General features: G+C 40.7%; 21 protein-coding genes. 1 reads left to right on the forward strand and 20 read right to left on the reverse strand.

All coding sequences use genetic code 11. The annotated features are described in order from the left end of the window. Positions 1-22: 22 nt before the first annotated feature. From ACZ49W_RS08610 to cpsA, 12 genes are all read right to left on the reverse strand, one after another. On the reverse strand, positions 23-820 hold the full coding sequence (locus ACZ49W_RS08610; RefSeq protein ID WP_464814875.1) for a LicD family protein: 798 nt from the start codon (positions 818-820) through the stop codon (positions 23-25). Further along, complete coding sequence (locus ACZ49W_RS08615; RefSeq protein ID WP_464814876.1) at positions 807-2,219, reverse strand: lipopolysaccharide biosynthesis protein; 1,413 nt, start codon at positions 2,217-2,219, stop codon at positions 807-809. The genes ACZ49W_RS08610 and ACZ49W_RS08615 overlap by 14 nt, the downstream gene beginning before the upstream one ends. Positions 2,220-2,233: 14 nt before the next feature. Further along, positions 2,234-3,316, reverse strand: a complete 1,083-nt coding sequence (locus ACZ49W_RS08620) for an EpsG family protein (protein ID WP_464814877.1) — start codon at positions 3,314-3,316, stop codon at positions 2,234-2,236. Positions 3,317-3,318: 2 nt separating this feature from the next. After that, positions 3,319-4,401: a glycosyltransferase family 4 protein gene (locus ACZ49W_RS08625; protein WP_464814878.1), complete on the reverse strand. Its 1,083-nt coding sequence runs from the start codon at positions 4,399-4,401 to the stop codon at positions 3,319-3,321. A gap of 405 nt (positions 4,402-4,806) precedes the next feature. Beyond that, positions 4,807-5,628 (reverse strand): glycosyltransferase, encoded by an 822-nt coding sequence (locus tag ACZ49W_RS08630; protein WP_464814879.1) that lies wholly within the window; start codon positions 5,626-5,628, stop codon positions 4,807-4,809. Beyond that, on the reverse strand, positions 5,625-6,827 hold the full coding sequence (locus tag ACZ49W_RS08635; RefSeq protein ID WP_464814880.1) for a DegT/DnrJ/EryC1/StrS family aminotransferase: 1,203 nt from the start codon (positions 6,825-6,827) through the stop codon (positions 5,625-5,627). The genes ACZ49W_RS08630 and ACZ49W_RS08635 overlap by 4 nt, the downstream gene beginning before the upstream one ends. 8 nt (positions 6,828-6,835) lie before the next feature. After that, on the reverse strand, positions 6,836-7,483 hold the full coding sequence (locus ACZ49W_RS08640) for a sugar transferase (RefSeq protein ID WP_464814982.1): 648 nt from the start codon (positions 7,481-7,483) through the stop codon (positions 6,836-6,838). A gap of 37 nt (positions 7,484-7,520) precedes the next feature. Further along, positions 7,521-9,323: a polysaccharide biosynthesis protein gene (locus tag ACZ49W_RS08645; protein ID WP_464814983.1), complete on the reverse strand. Its 1,803-nt coding sequence runs from the start codon at positions 9,321-9,323 to the stop codon at positions 7,521-7,523. Between the two features lie 15 nt (positions 9,324-9,338). Next, positions 9,339-10,070: a tyrosine-protein kinase gene (locus ACZ49W_RS08650; RefSeq protein ID WP_464814881.1), complete on the reverse strand. Its 732-nt coding sequence runs from the start codon at positions 10,068-10,070 to the stop codon at positions 9,339-9,341. A gap of 15 nt (positions 10,071-10,085) precedes the next feature. Continuing rightward, positions 10,086-10,778, reverse strand: coding sequence for a Wzz/FepE/Etk N-terminal domain-containing protein (locus tag ACZ49W_RS08655; protein ID WP_464814882.1), 693 nt, complete (start codon positions 10,776-10,778; stop codon positions 10,086-10,088). 8 nt (positions 10,779-10,786) lie between these two features. Then, entirely contained in the window at positions 10,787-11,518 is a 732-nt protein-coding gene (gene cps4B, locus ACZ49W_RS08660) for a capsular polysaccharide biosynthesis protein Cps4B (RefSeq protein ID WP_464814883.1), read from the reverse strand. Between the two features lie 2 nt (positions 11,519-11,520). Then, the gene (gene cpsA, locus ACZ49W_RS08665; RefSeq protein WP_464814884.1) at positions 11,521-12,966 is read right to left on the reverse strand and encodes an LCP family glycopolymer transferase CpsA; all 1,446 of its coding nucleotides are present in this window, start codon (positions 12,964-12,966) and stop codon (positions 11,521-11,523) included. Between the two features lie 107 nt (positions 12,967-13,073). Here cpsA and ACZ49W_RS08670 point away from each other — a divergent pair, with 107 nt between their 5' ends. Next, the gene (locus ACZ49W_RS08670; RefSeq protein ID WP_464814885.1) at positions 13,074-13,985 is read left to right on the forward strand and encodes a LysR family transcriptional regulator; all 912 of its coding nucleotides are present in this window, start codon (positions 13,074-13,076) and stop codon (positions 13,983-13,985) included. Between the two features lie 46 nt (positions 13,986-14,031). On the opposite strand, the gene rpmH is transcribed toward ACZ49W_RS08670, so the two are convergent. The 8 genes from rpmH to ACZ49W_RS08710 all read right to left on the reverse strand — a co-directional run bounded on the left by rpmH (position 14,032) and on the right by ACZ49W_RS08710 (position 18,644). After that, positions 14,032-14,166, reverse strand: coding sequence for a 50S ribosomal protein L34 (gene rpmH, locus ACZ49W_RS08675; protein ID WP_000831903.1), 135 nt, complete (start codon positions 14,164-14,166; stop codon positions 14,032-14,034). Between the two features lie 106 nt (positions 14,167-14,272). Continuing rightward, a complete protein-coding gene (locus ACZ49W_RS08680) occupies positions 14,273-14,653 on the reverse strand; it encodes a DUF3021 domain-containing protein (protein WP_464814886.1) in 381 nt (126 codons plus the stop codon). After that, positions 14,650-14,970, reverse strand: a complete 321-nt coding sequence (locus ACZ49W_RS08685; protein ID WP_464814887.1) for a hypothetical protein — start codon at positions 14,968-14,970, stop codon at positions 14,650-14,652. Before ACZ49W_RS08685 ends, ACZ49W_RS08680 begins: the two co-directional genes overlap by 4 nt. A gap of 64 nt (positions 14,971-15,034) precedes the next feature. Further along, a complete protein-coding gene (locus tag ACZ49W_RS08690) occupies positions 15,035-15,418 on the reverse strand; it encodes a LytR/AlgR family response regulator transcription factor (RefSeq protein ID WP_464814888.1) in 384 nt (127 codons plus the stop codon). Positions 15,419-15,569: 151 nt separating this feature from the next. Continuing rightward, positions 15,570-16,514 carry an RNA-binding cell elongation regulator Jag/EloR gene (gene jag, locus ACZ49W_RS08695; protein WP_464814889.1) on the reverse strand — a complete coding sequence of 315 codons (945 nt, stop codon included), beginning with the start codon at positions 16,512-16,514 and terminating at the stop codon, positions 15,570-15,572. A gap of 11 nt (positions 16,515-16,525) precedes the next feature. Continuing rightward, positions 16,526-17,341 carry a YidC/Oxa1 family membrane protein insertase gene (locus ACZ49W_RS08700; RefSeq protein WP_464814890.1) on the reverse strand — a complete coding sequence of 272 codons (816 nt, stop codon included), beginning with the start codon at positions 17,339-17,341 and terminating at the stop codon, positions 16,526-16,528. After that, a complete protein-coding gene (gene rnpA, locus ACZ49W_RS08705; RefSeq protein WP_464814891.1) occupies positions 17,319-17,684 on the reverse strand; it encodes a ribonuclease P protein component in 366 nt (121 codons plus the stop codon). Before rnpA ends, ACZ49W_RS08700 begins: the two co-directional genes overlap by 23 nt. A 135-nt stretch (positions 17,685-17,819) precedes the next feature. Next, on the reverse strand, positions 17,820-18,644 hold the full coding sequence (locus ACZ49W_RS08710; protein WP_464814892.1) for an endonuclease/exonuclease/phosphatase family protein: 825 nt from the start codon (positions 18,642-18,644) through the stop codon (positions 17,820-17,822). Between the last annotated feature and the right edge of the window lie 53 nt (positions 18,645-18,697).

Consider the following 18,697-nt stretch of genomic DNA (forward strand, 5'->3'; position numbering starts at 1 on the left):
GAATTATTTCTAATCCTCCTACCTACTTCCAAAAAGCAAGCATATCATGTTTATTAACCTGTTCACTCTCTGGCGGATAACTCATGTAATCCCCATATAGGTTGGACAAGTAAATATCATACGATTCAAGAATAGGAAACTGATGACCTTCAAAATCGACAAGTTGATAAGTCGAAACTACCGATTTTTCCGTGATTTCTTTTAATCCATAGCCCCAAACAACAGCTGCAACATATTGAGTACTATCAAAAGAATAGGTTTGTGCTTTTCGAATGGTGTAACCCGTCATAAAACTTTGGAGGTGACTCATTTTATAAAAATATTTCATCACACCTATCTGAATCCTTCTCATCCAATTTCGTTTTGATGAATCTTTGATTGAGGCGCTTGAAACCAGTCGCCACAATAATTTCATATGCTTGACAAAAGCTTCTCTTTTCTTCGGATCATCTGGCAAACCATCAATTGGAAAAACATCTATATTGACACCTACCTCCAAACCAAAATCAACATTTTCTGTCACAATCGTTCTAGGATCTGCTACTTTAGTATAGGTACAAATAAAATTTTTATTATTCTCCCAACACAATGCCTTATAGTTCTTATGAGTATATTCTTTGATAAAGCGGTTATAATCCGGACGCGGCATAGCAATATCAATATCATCATCCCAAGGAATGAAACCTTTATGCCGAACAGCCCCTAACATAGAACCACCAGTCAAAAAATAACGAATCTCCTGTTGCTCACAAAAAGAAGCAACATCTTGCAAAATAGCTAATTGTAAGGTTCTCATTTCATCTATCTCAATCCGTTTCATACTTTCCCCTTTCTTTGAATGCATTTTTCAACTGACCTACTCTTTGGAGGTTAACCCTATTGACAAAAAGGTAAACCACTATCGTCAGCAAAGACCAACTATAACTGTGATAATCAAATGTCACTACTAGAGCCTGCGCTAAAATCAAGCTACAATTCAATACATATCTTCCTAATCCGATATGAATCGGAATAAACCTTCTCACATTAAACATTCTGGCAGTGGACATGACTATATAAGAAACCAAGGTCCCAACCACCGCTCCGTAAATTCCAATATAATTTAACAACAATAAATTAACAAGAATGTTCACGGCTGCAGCAGATAAGGTCGTTAACATATTGTTCACGGATTTTTTCAATGCTCCATATAGCGAACCAAAAAAATAAGCAACCGAAGCAAAAGTAGAGGCACATAAAAGTAAGGGAACATACTGCCAAGCACTCATGAACCTCTCCCCAACATACACATTCATAAAAGGCTTAATGATAGAGACAATCGCAATACAAAGTCCAAATGAGAAAAAAACATAAACATCAAAGACTCGACTATAAAAAGTGCCATCATTCGAAGATTCAATCTCCCTTATAGAAGAGAGTCCCCATGCTTGTGAAAAAATATTGATGACTACATTAATAAGAGAAGGAATCTTAGATGATACCGTATAAATTCCTAAAGCTGCTGCTCCCAAAAAAGACTCCACCATTATCTTGTCTGAGGCTTGGACAACCCACCATGAAATATTATTTAAAACTAAAGGTGCTGAAAACAAGAGCATTTCTTTATATAGAGCTTTATCAAACCTAGCTGCTTGTAACTCTTTTCCCAGTTTTCCAAAGAAAAAGGATAGAATCAGAGAAACTAATACAGCAATGATATTGGACCATAAAAATCCTTCAACGCCTGTCCTAAAGATGACTAAAAAGAGAATATTCATCATAGCCATAACAAAGGTTTGTATAATGCTTATCAAAGAATATAGTTTATTTAAATCTTTGACTTTTAGATAATTCATCTGGACAGATAAAGCAAATGTCACTATTGTATAAGCAATCAAATACCACTTCCACGGCGCAATAGAGGCATATAGTGACAACAACGGAGAAGTAAGCAGCAAAATAAGGCTTCCACACACAACAGAGATATAGCCACATAGCAAGACGTTGGGTTTATTGGCATCTTTCGATAAACCAAATCGAATGACACCATCAAATATCACTAAGGATATGATAGGCAAAAGCAACTGCGATACAGTAAATATCAAATCTGAGATACCATACTCCTCAGAGGTCATGTAGGCAGTATAAATCGGAACCATTAAAAACAATATAAGTTTTGATCCTATGTTTCCAATCGCAAAAATAATTGTATCTTTGACTAAAACTTTATATTTATCCACTTAATCTGACCACCTTACTGAAATAATATGGAGGCATAGGGATAAATGTGATTCCAATTTGACCGAAAAATAGTAATCACCAGAAAGTATGCAGCTGATAAGCTCAAAATAGTAAACAACAATATCCTCCTATTACTTTTCAATGATAAATGACTCAATATATTAGGAAGTAATGCCAAAGAAAATATCCAGAAAAAGTAAGCACATCTATCTAATAAATTAAACTGAAGAGATGATAAAACAACCAACATTGAGACAAAAACCATGTTAATCTGAAGCGTCATGTCACTGTTTTTTTCCTTGTTCTCAAATTGTTTCTTGTTATAGTAAATATACATCGCAAGTAAAAATACAAATGCCTTAACAAAAAAATCTAACACTGTAGCTAGTTTCGCATCTCCTAAGACATAATTAGAACTCTTTAAATATACTCCAAAATAAGGAAAATAACCTGCCCACAAAACCATAATTTTCCCAAAGAAAAAGGTTAAGAAAACCGCCAACGAAATAGCTATCAGATAAACTTTTTTAGAAATATATTTAGGAATGAAAATGCCTAATATATAGAAAATGGCGATACGCTGAAAACTTACAGCTAACAGTGTAAATACTATACACCAAAACCAACGTTTTTTCTCTTTTGATAAAAATGCAAATATCATCATGGAGAGAGCCAACTGGACACGAATAATATTTAAAGTATGTCCCCAAAATCCTAAACAGAAAAATAAAAAGACTGATAACCCATAATTCTTAGAATACCGCTCAATAAATCGATAGTAGGCATAATAAATTACAGTATTAACAATGGATAAAAAAATCCAAAAATTATGAGTCAGATAAGAAATGATATTATTCAACCACAAATAGCCTATCTCATATCGATAAGAATACAAGGCTATTTGATGCGTTTCTGATATATGTGTAAACAAACGGTAATAGGTTTGCGTATCATTTCCTACCGTGAGTGCTCTAAAAGTAGACAAACACCATAGCATAAACATCAAAACAATCAAAATGATTTTAGAATTAAGTCCTTTGATATTGGCAATGCTAAACAAGATTAGTGTTGTCATTAACATAAAGTATAAAAACATAGTTAGTGTCCTTTAATATCTGCCGTCACCAAATCACAGTAAATTTGGATTGTATCCACAGCAACCTTTTCCCAAGAAAAGCGCTCTGATACTAATTTTCTTCCATTCGCTCCCATGCGAATATATGCGTTCTTTTCATTAACAGCTCTTTCTAAACATTCTGCAATACTGCTAGCACTAGTTTCTGCCATCCATCCTGCTTCTGCTTGCAAAATATCTTCTCCAAGTGTGGTTCCTCTTGTGACAAGACAAGGCAAACCATAGCTTAATGCCTCTAATATCCCTAAAGGTAATCCTTCAAACCGAGAAGTCTGAATAAATAGATCTTGTTTGAGTAATACGTCCTCTTTTTCCTTTCCAGAAATAACTCCATGCTGCCGCACCAAATCTTCAACGCCCGCTTCTTTCACCAAAACCTGTAAATGCTCAGCCCTCCCTAAAATATCTGGACCAAAAATATGAAATTGACACTGGTGTTGTCTAAGAAAGGAAGCCTTTTGACCAATTGCCTCTATCAGCAAATCCAAGCCTTTATGATAGGCGTCCAAGCGACCGATATAGACAAACGAAGTGGTTTCTTGATGAAAATGCTCTTTTTGCAAAGCAGGAATCATCATTCCATTTGGTGCAACAATTTTCTTATTTCCAAAGGCTGTATAATCTGCCTCTCTTTGAGAAAGGCACTGAATGGCAAGAGCATTCTTTATAAAGGAATTAAACAACAAGATATTAGCTACTTTCTTTTTCAACCACTTTTTTTGCTGGGCTTCCTTTCCTAATTCCCCGTGAGGAACGATGATATAGGGAATCTGGCGTTTTTTAAATTGCTTGGCAAGAGGTAAATACTCTGGTCGATACACTTCATGAAAAACAACCAAGTCAGGTTTATCTATACCTTCCATATCAAAAGGCTGCTTATACGCTATTTGATACTTTTTGACTGAGGTAATTATTTCATCATTTATATTCATAAAAGTAATACTTGTATCTGTAAACTCTACCTGAGCTTGAATATGCTGAGGGACTACCACACAGACGCCATTATGAGGATCATCTTTAATAGCAGCAATATGTAATATCTTCATCAACTACTCTTCTTTCATTTCAATCTCTTTATAAATAAGAACAATCTTTCCAATAAAAACCTTTTAGTAATTCCATAACACCAAAATCTTCTGTAACATATTGATATCCAAGATTTGTTCCAATAGCGGAAGAGCTCATCTTCTACTAATCGTAATGTAAAAATCTAGGATTATGCCGTATTGTAGAAAAAACTGTGATTTTTCAAAATACCGAACACTTCCAAAACATAGCAGACAGCTGTATTCGTTTTCTGCTTTTTTGTGAGCTGATATTGGCCTGTGCTGTCAAATAGTAAATCTAGTGTTTCAAACTACCATAAGGAAGCAAATCTACCATAAATTTTAGAGCAGCAAATAAATCTTTTAAGATTACATTTTTTTAATGATTCATCCAGCTTTTCCTTTTTATTTTCTCAATACTGTCATAAAAATCCATTGTCTTAGCTTATTTGGGACAATAACCACAGCAGACTGAGCCGCTAGACTAAGCAGGTAATCTAGATAGGTAATTTGATGGCGCTGGTACATGGTCTTTCTCGCTGCTTTATAGTGTCTAAAGTAGTCAAGACCTCCTCGTCTCTCATACATTCCATTTCCAACCCTTACCAAACAGAGAATTTCGTCAAGATTCTTCATCTTAGCTCCCGCACTAATCAGATTGTGCCAAAGCAAATCATCTTCCATATAAAGCCCATGTTCATAGTTTCCAGCTTTTAGAACATTTTCTTTTTTAAACATCACGGTCATATGGTTAAAGCTAGAACGCATCCTTTGGTACTGCACAATAGCCTGATGCTCCAAGGGGACTTTTCGATAAGAAATAATATCCTCCTTATCCGTAGCAAACTCTGCAATGTGCCCTCCTACAATAGCTAAATTGGGGTCTTCTTGAAATGCATCCACTTGCCATTTGAAACGCTCTTTGACAGAAAGATCATCTGTATCCATGCGAGCGATTAAAGGATACTGGCACTTGGTTACACCATACCTCAGCGCTAGACCCAAGCCTTGATTTTCAGCTAAAGGATACCGCTTAATGAGCTTTGGATACGTTTTTTCTAAAGTATCCAAGATCTCATAAAGAGCATCCGTTAAAGGACCGTCTTCGACAATCACAAGTTCACTTGGGGCATAGGTCTGATTGATGACACTTTCTATTGCCTCTACTAAATACTTTGGATTTTCTTTTTTATAGACGGACAAAAGTACACTGATTTGCTCTTTCATCCTACAAGACCTTTCAAACTTTCTGCGATAAAATGAACGTCTTCATCACTCAGTTTCGTGTGCAAAGGTAAGGTCATCTCATTTTCATAATAGTGATAAGCATTAGGATAGTCTTTGATGTCAAATCCTAGATGTTTATAGGCTGTAAGCAAAGGCAGGGGTTTGTAGTGGACATTAGTTGCTATGCCTTTTTCTGCCATTTTCTCAATCATGGCATTTCTCTCCTCCAGACTAGCCCCTTCGATATGTGTGATATAAAGGTGGCAAGATGACGTCTTGTCCTCACTGAGATGAATGAGGGGCTTAATTTTCGTCCCACGAAAAGCCTCATCATACAGACTAACTATCTCACGTCTTCTCTCAAGAAGTTCTGGGTAACGCTCTAGTTGCACCAAGCCAATACTTGCCATAATGTCCGTCATATTGCACTTATATGCTGGGGTTAAGATGTCATACTCCCAAGCGCCTAACTTGGTCTTAGACAGCGCATCCTTGGTCTGACCGTGTAGGGAGAGAATTTGAAACTCCTTATAAAGCGCCTCATCATCTAGCCCTTGTCTTTTTTTCCAAGTGGCCGCACCACCTTCTGCTGTGGTGAAATTTTTCACTGCATGAAAAGAAAAAGAGGTAAAGTCAGCTACCTGACCAGCTTTTAACCCATGATAAGTCGCCCCCATAGCGTGGGCGCTATCTGCAATCACAATGATTCTTGAGAATAATTCCTGCAATGGAGTCCTAGCTTTAAATAAATCTCTTTTTTCCTCTACGATAGCAAAAATTCGGTCGTAATCACACATAATCCCAGCTAAATCCACAGGGATAATCGCCTTGGTACGAGGTGTGATAGCTTTTTCTAAAGCGGTATAATCCATTTCAAAAGAGTCTTTTTGAAGATCCACCATGACAGGTGTCGCTCCGACATGGACAATCACACTACAAGAAGCAGTGTAAGTCATAGCAGGTACAATGACCTCATCTCCCTCACCAATCCCAAGGACACGTAAAATCAGCTCAAGTGCAGCTGTTGCTGAATTGAGACAGACTGTTTTTGGAGTACCGTTATAGGCAGACAGACGCCTTTCTAGCTCTTTTGTCTTAGGTCCTGTGGTAATCCAACCAGAACGTAAGGTGTCAACAACTTCTGCAATTTCTTTTTCTGTAATATCTGGTGGTGAAAAAGGGATATTCATTTGTTTCATAATCGTTCCTATCTAATGACTGTAATAACTGTTTCTATCATAATTTTCATGTCTCCTAAAAAGGAGAAATGTTTGATATAGTCAAGGTTATAGCGCATTTTCTCAGGTAAGACTTTCTCCACATAAGCCTCGTCGGTGGACAGGCCTTCTTTGCGGTATTTATCTACAAGCTCATCTTCGTCCTTAAAAGCAATGCTAGCTGGAGAAGTCACACCAGCTGGAAGGAGCAAAGTCGCTTTCATCTCATCAGTGTAATGAGCTACATACCTAGGCACCTCAGGACGAACCCCTACAAAGCTCATATCACCTAAAAGAACATTAATGAGTTGTGGGATTTCATCTAAGCGATAATCTCTGATGACTTTACCTACCTTGGTAATGCGACTATCATTTGAGGTGGTCACAAGGCTACCTTTTTTATCAGCATCCATGACCATGGTACGGAACTTAAAAATCCGGAAAACCTTGCCATATCTGGTCACGCGCTCCTGCCGATAAAAGACCGTTCCTTTAGAATCTAGCTTGATCCAAATGGCAAAAAAAAGTAAGAGTGGAGAAAAGAGAATTAAGAGCACTAATGCCAGTAAACGATCGAAAATCGCTTTCAAGAGTAATGATCCTTTTTTTCTCACTACGATATCTGCATAGGGTTTCATTTCAGTTGTGATCTGAAATCCTTGTTCCTTCACGTTTTTACCCCTCCTGCCTTGCAAAAGTAACCAAGGCTTCTTTTAGTGATTGACCATCTAGGTGCTGAATGCTCGTGATAAAATCAGAGACTTCTTGAGGGGATTTGGGATGGACTTTGCCAACAAAAATCTTTTCATAGACTTGCTCTTTAGTGTTTTCAGACGAAGACAGCAACTCCTCGTAGAGTTTTTCTCCTGGTCTGATACCGCTTTCAACAATCTCGATTTCTCCCTCGTTGTAGCCACTAAGAGTGACCATTTTCTTAGCCAAATCAACAATTTTCACTGACTCTCCCATATCAAGGACGAAAATCTCGCCCCCTTTCATCAATGCTCCAGCTTGGATGACCAAGCGACTGGCTTCTGGGATGGTCATGAAATACCTGGTCATGCGAAAATCTGTGACGGTAAGAGGACCACCTTTGGCTAATTGCTCTTTAAAAAGCGGCACAACGCTCCCGCGACTACCAAGGACATTCCCAAAGCGTACGGCAGCAAAGCGCGTTTTTCCTTCTTCATTGAGGCTGGTCACAATCATCTCAGCAATCCGCTTAGTTGCCCCCATAACATTTGGTGGGTTGACTGCTTTGTCCGTAGAAACCATGACAAATTTGAGCACACCAGCAGCTTTCGCTGCTTCAGCTACATTTTTAGTTCCGTAAATGTTATTTTTTACCGCTTCCGTTGGATTGTACTCCATGAGGGGGACATGCTTATGAGCCGCCGCATGATAGACCACATGAGGACGATAGCTATCCATCAGATGGAATATGCGCTCTCTATCTTGAATATCTGCAATGACTGGGATAATTTCAATGTTGGTCCCATAAAGTCCTACCAATTCTTTATGAATGAGGTAGATAGAATTTTCTCCGTGTCCCAAAAGCAATAATCTTTTTGGTGAAAATCGAGCGACCTGACGGCAAATTTCAGAACCAATCGAGCCACCTGCTCCTGTAACCATAATGATCTTGTCTTTGAGATTTTTAGCGATGCTGGCTTGATCAAGTAAAACTTCCTTGCGTCCTAAGAGGTCTGCGATGTCAATTTCACGGAGTTTTTCCACCTTGAGATGACCAGAGATGACATCTTCATAGTAAGGCATGACCCGCACCTTGACCCCTGCTTCCTTACAAAGACCTAAAATCCGCTCATAATTTTCTGGAGAAAGGGAGGGGATGGCGATGACCACTTCTTCAATCTCGTACTCTCTTACCAAATGTGGAATAGCCTCATCTGATCCGAGAACCTTGACACCATGTAGGTAGGAGCCCTTTTTTCTTAAGTCTTGATCAACAATCCCAATAACCTGCAGTTCTGGAAAGTCCGTTTGAGCAGTTTGCACAAAGAGGTGACCACCGTCACCAGCACCCACCACCAAGGTTCTCACTTGCTCTTTTTCGGAAGTTTTCTCACTCGTGCCTTGCAACTCATAAATCATCCGCCAAGACAGACGAGCAGAAATGGTCAAAAGAATGGAAAATAGACCACTAAGCAGCAAAAATCGTTGACTAATGTCTTGAAAAACCACTTCACAAACCAAATCGGTTAAAAAATACCCCACCAAAAAAGCAAGACCGATACGACTTAAAGTCCGATAATCGGTGTAACGATTGATGATGGAAAAAATCTTAAAATAGCTCGCCAAGAGCAAGTAAATGCTAAGCGACAAGCCATAGATCACAAGAGCCATAACAACGGTCACATTCGCATACTGCTCAATAAAGAAATAAGCTAATCCCTGACTCAAGGCAATCAATACCATGTCTAAAATAATAAGAATGAGTCTCTTTTTTGCCCTGCTGATGTGCATAATTCTCCCCTACTGTTTCTTGCGGCTGCGTTTTTTCTTACTTTTTTCTTTTTTCGGCTTATCTTTGCCATAGTCACCGTAATTGCCATAAGCGCCGTAGCTCTCTTGTTTTGGATCGACCTTGTTCAAGATGACACCCAAAAACGGTGCACCGGCTTGATCCAGTTGCTCTTTTGCTTTTTGGATAAATTTGCGCTTAATCTCACCAGTAGCCGTGACTAAAAGGCTACCATCTGCTTGACGAGCAATAATGGCAGCATCAATCACCAGACCAATCGGCGGTGAGTCGATGATAACATAGTCAAACAAGTCTCTCACCGTGTCCATCATCACTTTGAAATTATTATTTTGAAGAAGGCTGGTTGGGTTTGGAGACATATTTCCAGCTGGGATGACCATGAGGTTATCCACATTGGTTTCACAAATCACATCGGACAACTGGTTTTTTCCAGATAGGTAGCTAGATAAACCAGACACACGCTGATTAGCCTTAAAAGTCCCTGTTAGGATGGAATTACGCATATCTGCATCGACTAACAAGGTTTTAAATCCAGCACGCGCAAAAGAAACCGACAAGTTAGTCGAAATGGTGGATTTCCCTTCATTAGGCTGAACGGAAGTAACCACAACAGTTTTCAAGTCTGTGCCACTAAACTGGATATTGGTACGAATCGAGTTGTAATATTCTTCTGATTTTTTTATTTCAAGGGCTTTATCTCTTACAAGTTCTAAGGTTGCCATCTTTTCTCCTTATCCTTACAGTTTCTTGTCGTCTGGAACAATTCCAAGTAGAGTTAATCCAAGGACTTCTTCGACGTCTTCTGGACGTTTCACACGGTCATCTATGATTTCAGCCACTACAACGCCTACAATCGCTAAAACGGCACCCGCAAGAGCCCCTAAGAGGACATTTCGTCTCACATTTGGAGAAGATGGGGAGTTAGCTGGTTCGGCGACTTCGAGGGTCGTGACTTCTTGCACCTTCATGACAGACTTGATCTTGTCTGCTGCCACTTCACGAATCGAGTTAGCAAGTTGGCTAGCTTTTTTGGGATCCTTATTTTCCACTGTAATAGAGATGACACGGGTATCCGTCGGGGTTGTGACCTTGACCTTTTTAAGCAGAGCTTTGGCATCTTCCCCAGAGAGTTTATTCTGAGAGATAACGGTTGAGAGCACATCATTAGAGGTGATGACTTCCTTATAGTCCTTTACAAGGTAACTTCCGGCTTGGAGGTCTTGGGTGGTAATATTATTTTCGTTTGAATTTTGGTTGATTACATAGATCCGTGTTGTTGAGCTATACTCTGGCGTGATGAGAAATAAGCTCGTCACTAAGCCCAGGGTCGCCCCAATCACGGTAATCAAAGTAATCAGAAATTTGCTGCTCCACAGTTTTTTAAACAAGTGAAGCACATCGACTTCTACCATTTGAGATTCTGTCTTCATAATGTCTCCTATATCCATTCATTTTCTAATAAGATGCGAGGGTTGATTTCAAACAAGCGCTTTGCCCGTCTGTGACCATATTGTTTCTTGACCAGTTCATAAGCCTCTTTCATGTGTGGAGGGCGCTTGGTCAGATTGTGCATATCGCTAGCGATGACATGCACTAAATTTTCTTTCATAAAATATTGTGCGCGTTTTTTAAAGACCTTGTATCTATCTCCTAGAAAGCCAATCTTTAAAAGATGCGTGGCATTGACCTGCATATAACAACCAAGGTCTGTCAATTCTTTGACCCGCTCTTTTTGAAAAGCTAGAACCTCATAGCGTTCAATATGCGCAATAATCGGGGTCAAACCGAGCAGTAAAATCTGCTGGACAGAACGTTGCATGTCCTTCCAAGGAGTGACTGAGCTAAATTCCAACAAGACAAAGCGCGTTTCTCCCATGGTGGGCATCTTTTTTTGTTCCAAACCTTTTTGGACTTGGCTGGAATAAAAGAGTTCTCCCCCATAAACCAAGGTTAAATCAGAAAAGCGTTCTTTGACTTTTCTTTTTACCTGAGCAAAATGCTCTGCAATCGTTTCTTCGGGTGTTTCAAACATGCCTTTTCTGCGATGTGAAGTCGCAACAATGGTTCGTACGCCTTGGGCGTAGCTCTCACCAATCAAATCTAGGCTTTCTTGTAAAGTTTTTGGGCCATCGTCCACACCATAGATGATGTGCGAGTGAATATCAATCATGATTAGCGCCCCTCCAAGGTTGCCTGAATGGCTGCTTTGGCTTGATCGACACTCTCTTGATTGAGCGACATCATGTAAAGACTAGCCCCCGGCATAGCGTAGGACGGCAGCTCCCCTGTTGACCCTGTTCCGATCACAGCTTGAGAAGTTACTTGATAGTGGTCGTGAGAGGCCAGCTGAGCATTTGCCAAGTCCATCATCTTAGACAAAGGCACATTGGTCTGAATGGACGAGCCGACATTGTCAATGATGGTTGTGTAGTTAGAGAGAGACTGCACAGACGCCAGCTTATTGATGATAGCTGCAATCACCTTTTCTTGGTTTTTACCGCGGTCATTATCTCCCCCTTCAAGAGAGTAGCGCTCTCTGACAAAGGTAAGCGCCTGACTGGAGTTGAGTTGAATTTTTCCAACTGGGAATGAAGTCTCCCCAACTGTAAAGGCTTGATCATTGTCCACCTCGATACCACCAAGGGCATCAATGAGATTTAAGAAAGTGGTAAAGTTAATGCGGGCGTAGTAGTCCATCTTAGTACCATAGAGATTTTCTAGGGTATGCATGGACGACTCGACACCATAAATCCCTGCATGGGTCAGTTTATCGTTTTGGTTGTTTCCCCCATCTGCGATCGGCACATAAGCATCACGTGGTGTGGTTGTCAAAAGAATCTTCTTGGTCTTTTGGTTGACCGTCATGATGATATTAACATCTGATCGTGACACCGATGAGATCGGACCATAAGTATCAATCCCACTGATATAAACGTTAAAACTATCCCCGATATTTTTAGGGGCTTCTGCCACCTGCTTGGTAATGGTGTAGCGATAGAGCGTCTTGGTCTTTTGACTAAAGTCTGGATCCTTGACCTCCAAGAGACTGGCATAGCCACTGCTTAGCACCATGGCCTGCGTCTCCCCCTTCATCATGCTGTCATAAGCCACCTCATAAGAGGATACCTTATCTGGTTGAACCTCAAAAGATTGGTCTTTTTTAGCCTGTGCCAACAGGGTTGAGATATTGCTATTATCCAAATCCAAGGGCGCTGCCAGCTTCTTGACCTGAGAAAGCCTAGAGATCTGACTGTCTTTTGGCACCACAATACTCATCTCTACTTCAGAAAAAGCAGCGGTTCTATTGAGCTTTCCAGTCACATCAATGGTGGAGCGAAAGACAAACAAAGTCCCCCCTAAAAGCGTTATAAAAACGAAAAGCAGAGCAACCAAGGTTTTCTGCGCTTTTTTCATCAGCAAAAGCAGCACCGAAAGGACAAATACCACGCCCAAAACCACGGTGAAAATCAGATTGAGATGACGAAAATTTAAAAACTGGTAAGAGTACATGGTGACTAGGGTAATGGCCGCCAAAACTGTATAGACTAAAAGCAGCAAGAGATTGGCGATGCCTAGAACACCTTTTTGGGACTGTCTTTGTCCCCGTCTATTTGCCATATTAATTTCCTTTTTTTCTTCACTTTGTCTATTATTTTTTATCAATTTTACCATAAAAACAGCTTTTTTTCAATGTTAGGGGTCGGCTTTTATGTTAAAATGAAAACATGCGCATTCAACAACTACACTATATTATCAAAATTGTCGAAACCGGCAGCATCAACGAAGCCGCCAAACAGCTCTTCATCACCCAACCCAGTCTTTCACACGCTGTGCGTGAATTGGAAAAAGAAATGGGCATAGAGATTTTCATCCGAAACCCAAAAGGTATCACCCTGACCAAGGACGGGGTGGAGTTTCTTTCCTACGCTAGACAAGTAATCGAACAGACCACTCTTTTGGAAGAGCGCTACAAGAGTCACACCAAGACCCGTGAACTCTTTAGTGTGTCCTCGCAGCACTACGCTTTTGTGGTCAACGCCTTTGTCTCTTTGCTCAAGGGCATCGATATGAGCCGCTATGAGCTCTTTTTACGCGAGACGAGGACTTGGGAGATCATCGATGACGTGAAAAACTTTCGCTCAGAGATCGGTGTCCTCTTTCTCAATGCTTATAACCGTGATGTTTTGACCAAGCTTTTTGAGGACAATCGCCTTGACTATACCAGTCTTTTTACCACCAAACCCCACGTTTTCATCAGTCAGGACAATCCGCTCGCCCAAAAGAAAAGCATTAAACTAGAGGACTTAGATGACTTTCCTTATCTCAGCTATGACCAAGGCTTTCACAATTCCTTTTACTTTTCAGAAGAGATCATGTCTCAACTCCCCCACAAAAAATCTATCGTGGTGAGCGATCGTGCTACCCTCTTTAACCTCATGATTGGTTTAAATGGCTATACCTTTGCGACAGGGATTTTAAACAGCAATCTCAACACCGATCGCATCATATCGTTGCCCCTTGAGGTCGAAGATGAGATTGAGCTCATCTATATCAAGCATCAAAAAGCCATCCTCTCAAAGATGGGAGAGCAGTTTCTCTCTCTACTTCTTGAGGAGGTCAAATTAACCCAAGAATAATCGAAAAAACCAGCAGACTCGAGTTACTGCTGGTTTTCTTTTTTCATTAAGCTGACAAGACTTTGCGTCCTTTACGACGACGGCTTGCTAGGACACGACGACCGTTTTTCGTTGACATACGGTGACGGAACCCGTGTTTACGTTGACGACGGATCTTACTTGGTTGATAAGTACGTTTCACGTTTCACACCTCCTCATAGATTTTCATTTTTCGTATTGGTTTAGCCGGCTAGTTTTGATCAGTTACTAAACATACCTCACTAGTTTACCCTTAAAAGCTGACTTTGTCAAGGTCTTTCCTTTAAAATCTTGTTAATCTTTCTGGAAATCCGCCAATGATAAGCATAAAGTCCTAGCCAAATGACCAGATAAATGAGCAAAAAGATAATCAAATTAGGCAAGAGAAGCTGCCAAGATGCCCAACCATTATATGTCCACATAATCGCCACTAAGAGTAAAATCACAGGAAAATGGAGCAAGGAACGCACCAATAAACTCCAGCTTTCCTTGGCATAAATCAAACCAGACAAGCCCATCAAACCACTCAAAATACTGACACTCAGGGCTTCTTTAACCGTCGGACTAGCAGAAAAATGCACCAGCATCCAAACGAAGATAAAAGAGCCTATCCCAATTCCAAAAACAAAGGCCTGCAAGGCTTTTTTCATGCGGATACCTCCTGTTTCACCATCACTAGCGCAAAGCCGTATAAAAGAGCAGTTACCAAAAGAGAAGGCCAAATAGAGAGCTGCAAGAACCACAGTACCGCTGCTAATAGCACCAAAACAAAAGTCAGATGCGAAAATCCCGCCCATCTCAAAGTCAAGAGCGTGTAGATCACGGTGCTAGCTCCGATCAAACCACTCATCAGGAGAAAAGCGAGCACCGTTTCTAAAGCCAGCCCTCCTCTGAAAACAGCTGTGATAGCTAGTGATAAACTTCCAATTAACAGCCCAATTCCAGCCCCTTTAAAACCCAATTTCATAAACCCAAACTCCTTTCTAAATCCTTGACATAGCGCCTGCTAACACTTGTTTTGATACCATTGGTCAAATTCGCCAGCAAATTCCCCGAAAAACTCGCCCCTCTAAGCTCTTGAGATGCCTCAGATGAATAATAGTCTGTCTTGACACCTGCACAAAATCACGACAGGGCAATTTTTCCTTAAACTGATAAAGTCGCTCCCTAACCACAAACTCCTGCTCCAAGGTTTTAACCACCAGATAGTCTCCGTCCACTTCAATGGCCACAATATCTGCAAAAGCTACCATGACCAATCTATCCTTCGTTCGCAGACAGATTCGATCAGAGCTGGAAGTCAAAAGAAGTTCTAACTGCCGGAGAACCTCTTGGACTTCTTGATCGTACTGGGCTTTTCTTAGGACCAACTCCAGATCAGGTGTCTGACTATCCTCTTCAAAACGCCATTTCATACCAATCTCCTTTCCATGCTTTTATCTTAGCACATTTTATTTTTTCTGTGACCACTTTTTCGCCAAGCGGTTAATTGGAAAAGGTAAATGGTTACAAAAAAGAACCCAAATGCGCTTTGAGTTCTTCTAGACTTTATCAATTTTTGTATTCTTAACGATCCAAATCCACAACAACGTAGCGATTAGGGTCACTTCCTTCAGAATAGCTGACCACGCCTGGGATGGCTGCAATGGTCTTATGCACCACTTTTCGCTCTTGATTGCTCATTGAATCCATAAGATAGGACTCTCCTGACTCTAGGACACGTTTTGCCACCTTTTGGGTAAAATCAATCAAGGTTTCTGTTCGGTGTTCCATATAATCATGCACATTCAAAAAGACAGAAAAACTACGGTCATAGCGATCGTGAAGGAAATTTTGGGCCAGCAACTGCAAGGACTTTAGAACCTTGCCATGGTAGCCGATGACCCGACCCGCTTCAGTGGTCTCAATCTGCAAATTAATTTGCTTGCGGTTGTGCTCGGTGGTCAGACTGGTTTCCACGTCCATCTCATAAAGGATGCTCCTCACATAGTCTGTGACCTTTTCTGCTGCTTCTTCAATTGGTTTTCCTTCTGAAGGAAGAGGCTCCAAAACAGCTTCTTTTTCTACCCTTTCTGGCTCTTCTATCACCTGAGTTTCTAGCTGCACTGCTTCTTTTGGCTCTTTTTCTTTTTTAGGTTCAGCTTCTTCATCATCTAGACCGATCAGATCTTTGAGGAGGTCCTTAGGAAAAACTCTGGTCTCTCTTAGAGCGTCTTCCTCTTCTTTGGCGCGCTGTTCTTCTTGGCGTGCCTCGATGCGCTGGATGATGCTCGTCACCTTTTTAAGTTCTTTGGTTTCTTCCAAAGATGGTTTTGGTCTTTCTTTGGCTTCTTGTAAGGTCACAGGATTGATTGGCTCGATATCCACCTGAGCTGGTTTTTTGCCAAATCCTAAAAATCCCTTTTTCTCACGTGATACCACCTGAATATGTGCCTTGATCCGAGTGAGGTTTAAATCCTTTAATCCTTTGTGAATCGCATCTTCAACAGTTTTTCCGGTGAATAATACCATGACTCATCTCCTTATTTTTTCTTGTGCTTGGCTTTTTTCTTGGCTTTTCTCAACTTAGCAGCTTGTTCTTTTTCTAGACGCTCTTTTTCCTCCCTTTGGGCAATGATTTTAAACGGATTATTAAAGACCAAGATCTGTCCGACTTGATAAGCATTGGACACTGTCCAGTAGAGCGCTACCCCGCTCGCAAGATTAGCGCCAAACAAAAGAATGACGAAAGGAATCACATAAGTCATTGCCACAGCAACACCTTGCCTTTCAACCGCTGCTTTCGTGCTCAACCAAGATGACAAAAAGGTCAAAATAGCCGCTAAAATCGGCAGGATAAAATAAGGATCAGGCTTTGCGATATCAGTCCAAAGAAAGGTTCCTGTCCGTAGAAAATCAACCCGTGTTAAGGCTTGATACAAACCAAGCAGCACAGGCATTTGAATAAAGAGGGGCAAAAAACTGATATAAGGATTGACCCCGTGTTCCTTAAAGAGCGCACTCTGAGCGCTGGCAAAGGCCATCCGACTTTCCGTATCTCTTCCTGGATACTTGGCTTGAAGCGCACGCAGCTCTGGCTGCAAATTTTGCATCTCAAGGCTTGACTTCATCTGAAGGTTAAAGAGAGGCAGTAGCAGCGTACGAATTAAAAGCGTAAACAGCACAATCCCAAGCCACGTTTGCCCACCAAAAGAGAGGGCCTCAATACTTCTTGCAAATAAATAAACGAACTGCTCCCACAAACTCGATGAATTGCTGCTGATGTCCCCTCTACCACAAGCCGAGAGAAGCACCAAGCCTAACAGGCTTAATCCACTAAATAAGATTTTCTTTTTCACACATATCCCTTTCTTGGTATAATTGACCTAATTTTAGCACATGAAGTAAATTTTTCCTCATCTCCACATAGGACAGCTCCTCCACCCCTTTTCGTGCAATGACGACAAAATCATAGGTCTTGAGCTGGGGGGAAAATTCTTGTAAAAGATGGCGCAACTGACGCTTAATCCGATTTCTCACCACAGCATTACCTAGCTTCTTGCTGACAGATAAGCCGACACGAAAGTGAGCTTGACTTTTTTCTAGTTGATAAACGACAAATCTTCGATTGGCAACACTTTTTCCTTGATTAAAAATCGCTCCAAAATCGCTGTCTTTCTTTACTCGATAGCTTTTTTTCAAAATATCACTCCAAATGACTAATTCATCTCTATTATACCATAAAATTGACAAAAGCCAAGAAACCTCTTGAAATCACCTGTTTTCTCCTGTCTTTTTTGTCAAAAAAAGAAAATCTAGAGGAACTCCTCCAGATTTCTAAGAGTTTTTGGTTTCAACGGCTAAGCCATAATGGTCACTGATGACCGCACCTCTTGTCCCATCAAAGACCACCTTTGAAGTGAGAGGAACAAGGTCTTTTGACAGGAAGACATAATCCACTTTCAGATTTTTTGTATTTCCTTCCCAGCCAGCAATGTCTGCAACAATGGTGTGGTCACCTTTCTTTACACTTGACTTGACATGGCTGTCAATAAGTTGTAAGGGGCTGTCAAGGATGATTTGATAGCCTGCTTCTCCTTCTGGATTATTGAAATCCCCCATTAAAACGAGAGGATACTTATTGTCCAAGAGGGCTGTTTCTAATTTTTGCCATTCTGCCTCAAAGCCTTTTCCAAACCAAGACAGGTGACACGACGCTACCGTCAATGTTTGTCCATCTACTTCTATTTCAGCTAGTAAAACCTTGCGGGTACGAAAGTCTGCTTCATCATCCATTTCTGAGACCAGAAGGGAACGAAGATTGGTCATTGGTTTTTTCGACAAAAGCGCCACCCCTTCATGAAAACGGTCATAACCAATGTGATTGTAAGCCCAAGAAAAATAGTAGGTCTTTCCTTTTTCAGAAAGCTTCTTGACCAAAGAAAGTGCATAATGATCTGAACGAAGAGCTGGACTATCTGCTAAGGACTGGTAAGACGACGGATGGTTCTCTACCTCGCCTTCTTTAGCGAGCTGATTGACTTCTTGTAAGGCAATCACATCATAATCTTCTTCTGCGATCTGCCTAGCCAACTCTTCCAATTTTTCTAGCTGATTTTCCTCTAGCCAACTATGCGTATTAAGCGTTAACCATTTTGCCATTCTCTTTTCCTCTCTTTCATTTGGAAAAGACTGGAAACCTTGTTCCAGTCTTT

It is taken from the genome of Streptococcus sp. STR1/CE/0325 (assembly GCF_055386095.1).

What these genes read in the sequence shown, in the direction of transcription:
- ACZ49W_RS08610 (WP_464814875.1), bottom strand. Translation starts at nt 820, where the DNA reads ATGAAACGGATTGAGATAGATGAAATGAGAACCTTACAATTAGCTATT.
- ACZ49W_RS08620 (WP_464814877.1), bottom strand. Translation starts at nt 3,316, where the DNA reads ATGTTTTTATACTTTATGTTAATGACAACACTAATCTTGTTTAGCATT.
- ACZ49W_RS08625 (WP_464814878.1), bottom strand. Translation starts at nt 4,401, where the DNA reads ATGAAGATATTACATATTGCTGCTATTAAAGATGATCCTCATAATGGC.
- ACZ49W_RS08630 (WP_464814879.1), bottom strand. Translation starts at nt 5,628, where the DNA reads ATGAAAGAGCAAATCAGTGTACTTTTGTCCGTCTATAAAAAAGAAAAT.
- ACZ49W_RS08635 (WP_464814880.1), bottom strand. Translation starts at nt 6,827, where the DNA reads ATGAAACAAATGAATATCCCTTTTTCACCACCAGATATTACAGAAAAA.
- ACZ49W_RS08640 (WP_464814982.1), bottom strand. Translation starts at nt 7,483, where the DNA reads ATGAAACCCTATGCAGATATCGTAGTGAGAAAAAAAGGATCATTACTC.
- ACZ49W_RS08650 (WP_464814881.1), bottom strand. Translation starts at nt 10,070, where the DNA reads ATGGCAACCTTAGAACTTGTAAGAGATAAAGCCCTTGAAATAAAAAAA.
- ACZ49W_RS08655 (WP_464814882.1), bottom strand. Translation starts at nt 10,778, where the DNA reads ATGAAGACAGAATCTCAAATGGTAGAAGTCGATGTGCTTCACTTGTTT.
- cps4B (WP_464814883.1), bottom strand. Translation starts at nt 11,518, where the DNA reads ATGATTGATATTCACTCGCACATCATCTATGGTGTGGACGATGGCCCA.
- cpsA (WP_464814884.1), bottom strand. Translation starts at nt 12,966, where the DNA reads ATGGCAAATAGACGGGGACAAAGACAGTCCCAAAAAGGTGTTCTAGGC.
- ACZ49W_RS08670 (WP_464814885.1), top strand. Translation starts at nt 13,074, where the DNA reads ATGCGCATTCAACAACTACACTATATTATCAAAATTGTCGAAACCGGC.
- ACZ49W_RS08680 (WP_464814886.1), bottom strand. Translation starts at nt 14,653, where the DNA reads ATGAAAAAAGCCTTGCAGGCCTTTGTTTTTGGAATTGGGATAGGCTCT.
- ACZ49W_RS08685 (WP_464814887.1), bottom strand. Translation starts at nt 14,970, where the DNA reads ATGAAATTGGGTTTTAAAGGGGCTGGAATTGGGCTGTTAATTGGAAGT.
- ACZ49W_RS08690 (WP_464814888.1), bottom strand. Translation starts at nt 15,418, where the DNA reads ATGAAATGGCGTTTTGAAGAGGATAGTCAGACACCTGATCTGGAGTTG.
- jag (WP_464814889.1), bottom strand. Translation starts at nt 16,514, where the DNA reads ATGGTATTATTCACCGGAAAAACTGTTGAAGATGCGATTCACAAAGGA.
- ACZ49W_RS08710 (WP_464814892.1), bottom strand. Translation starts at nt 18,644, where the DNA reads ATGGCAAAATGGTTAACGCTTAATACGCATAGTTGGCTAGAGGAAAAT.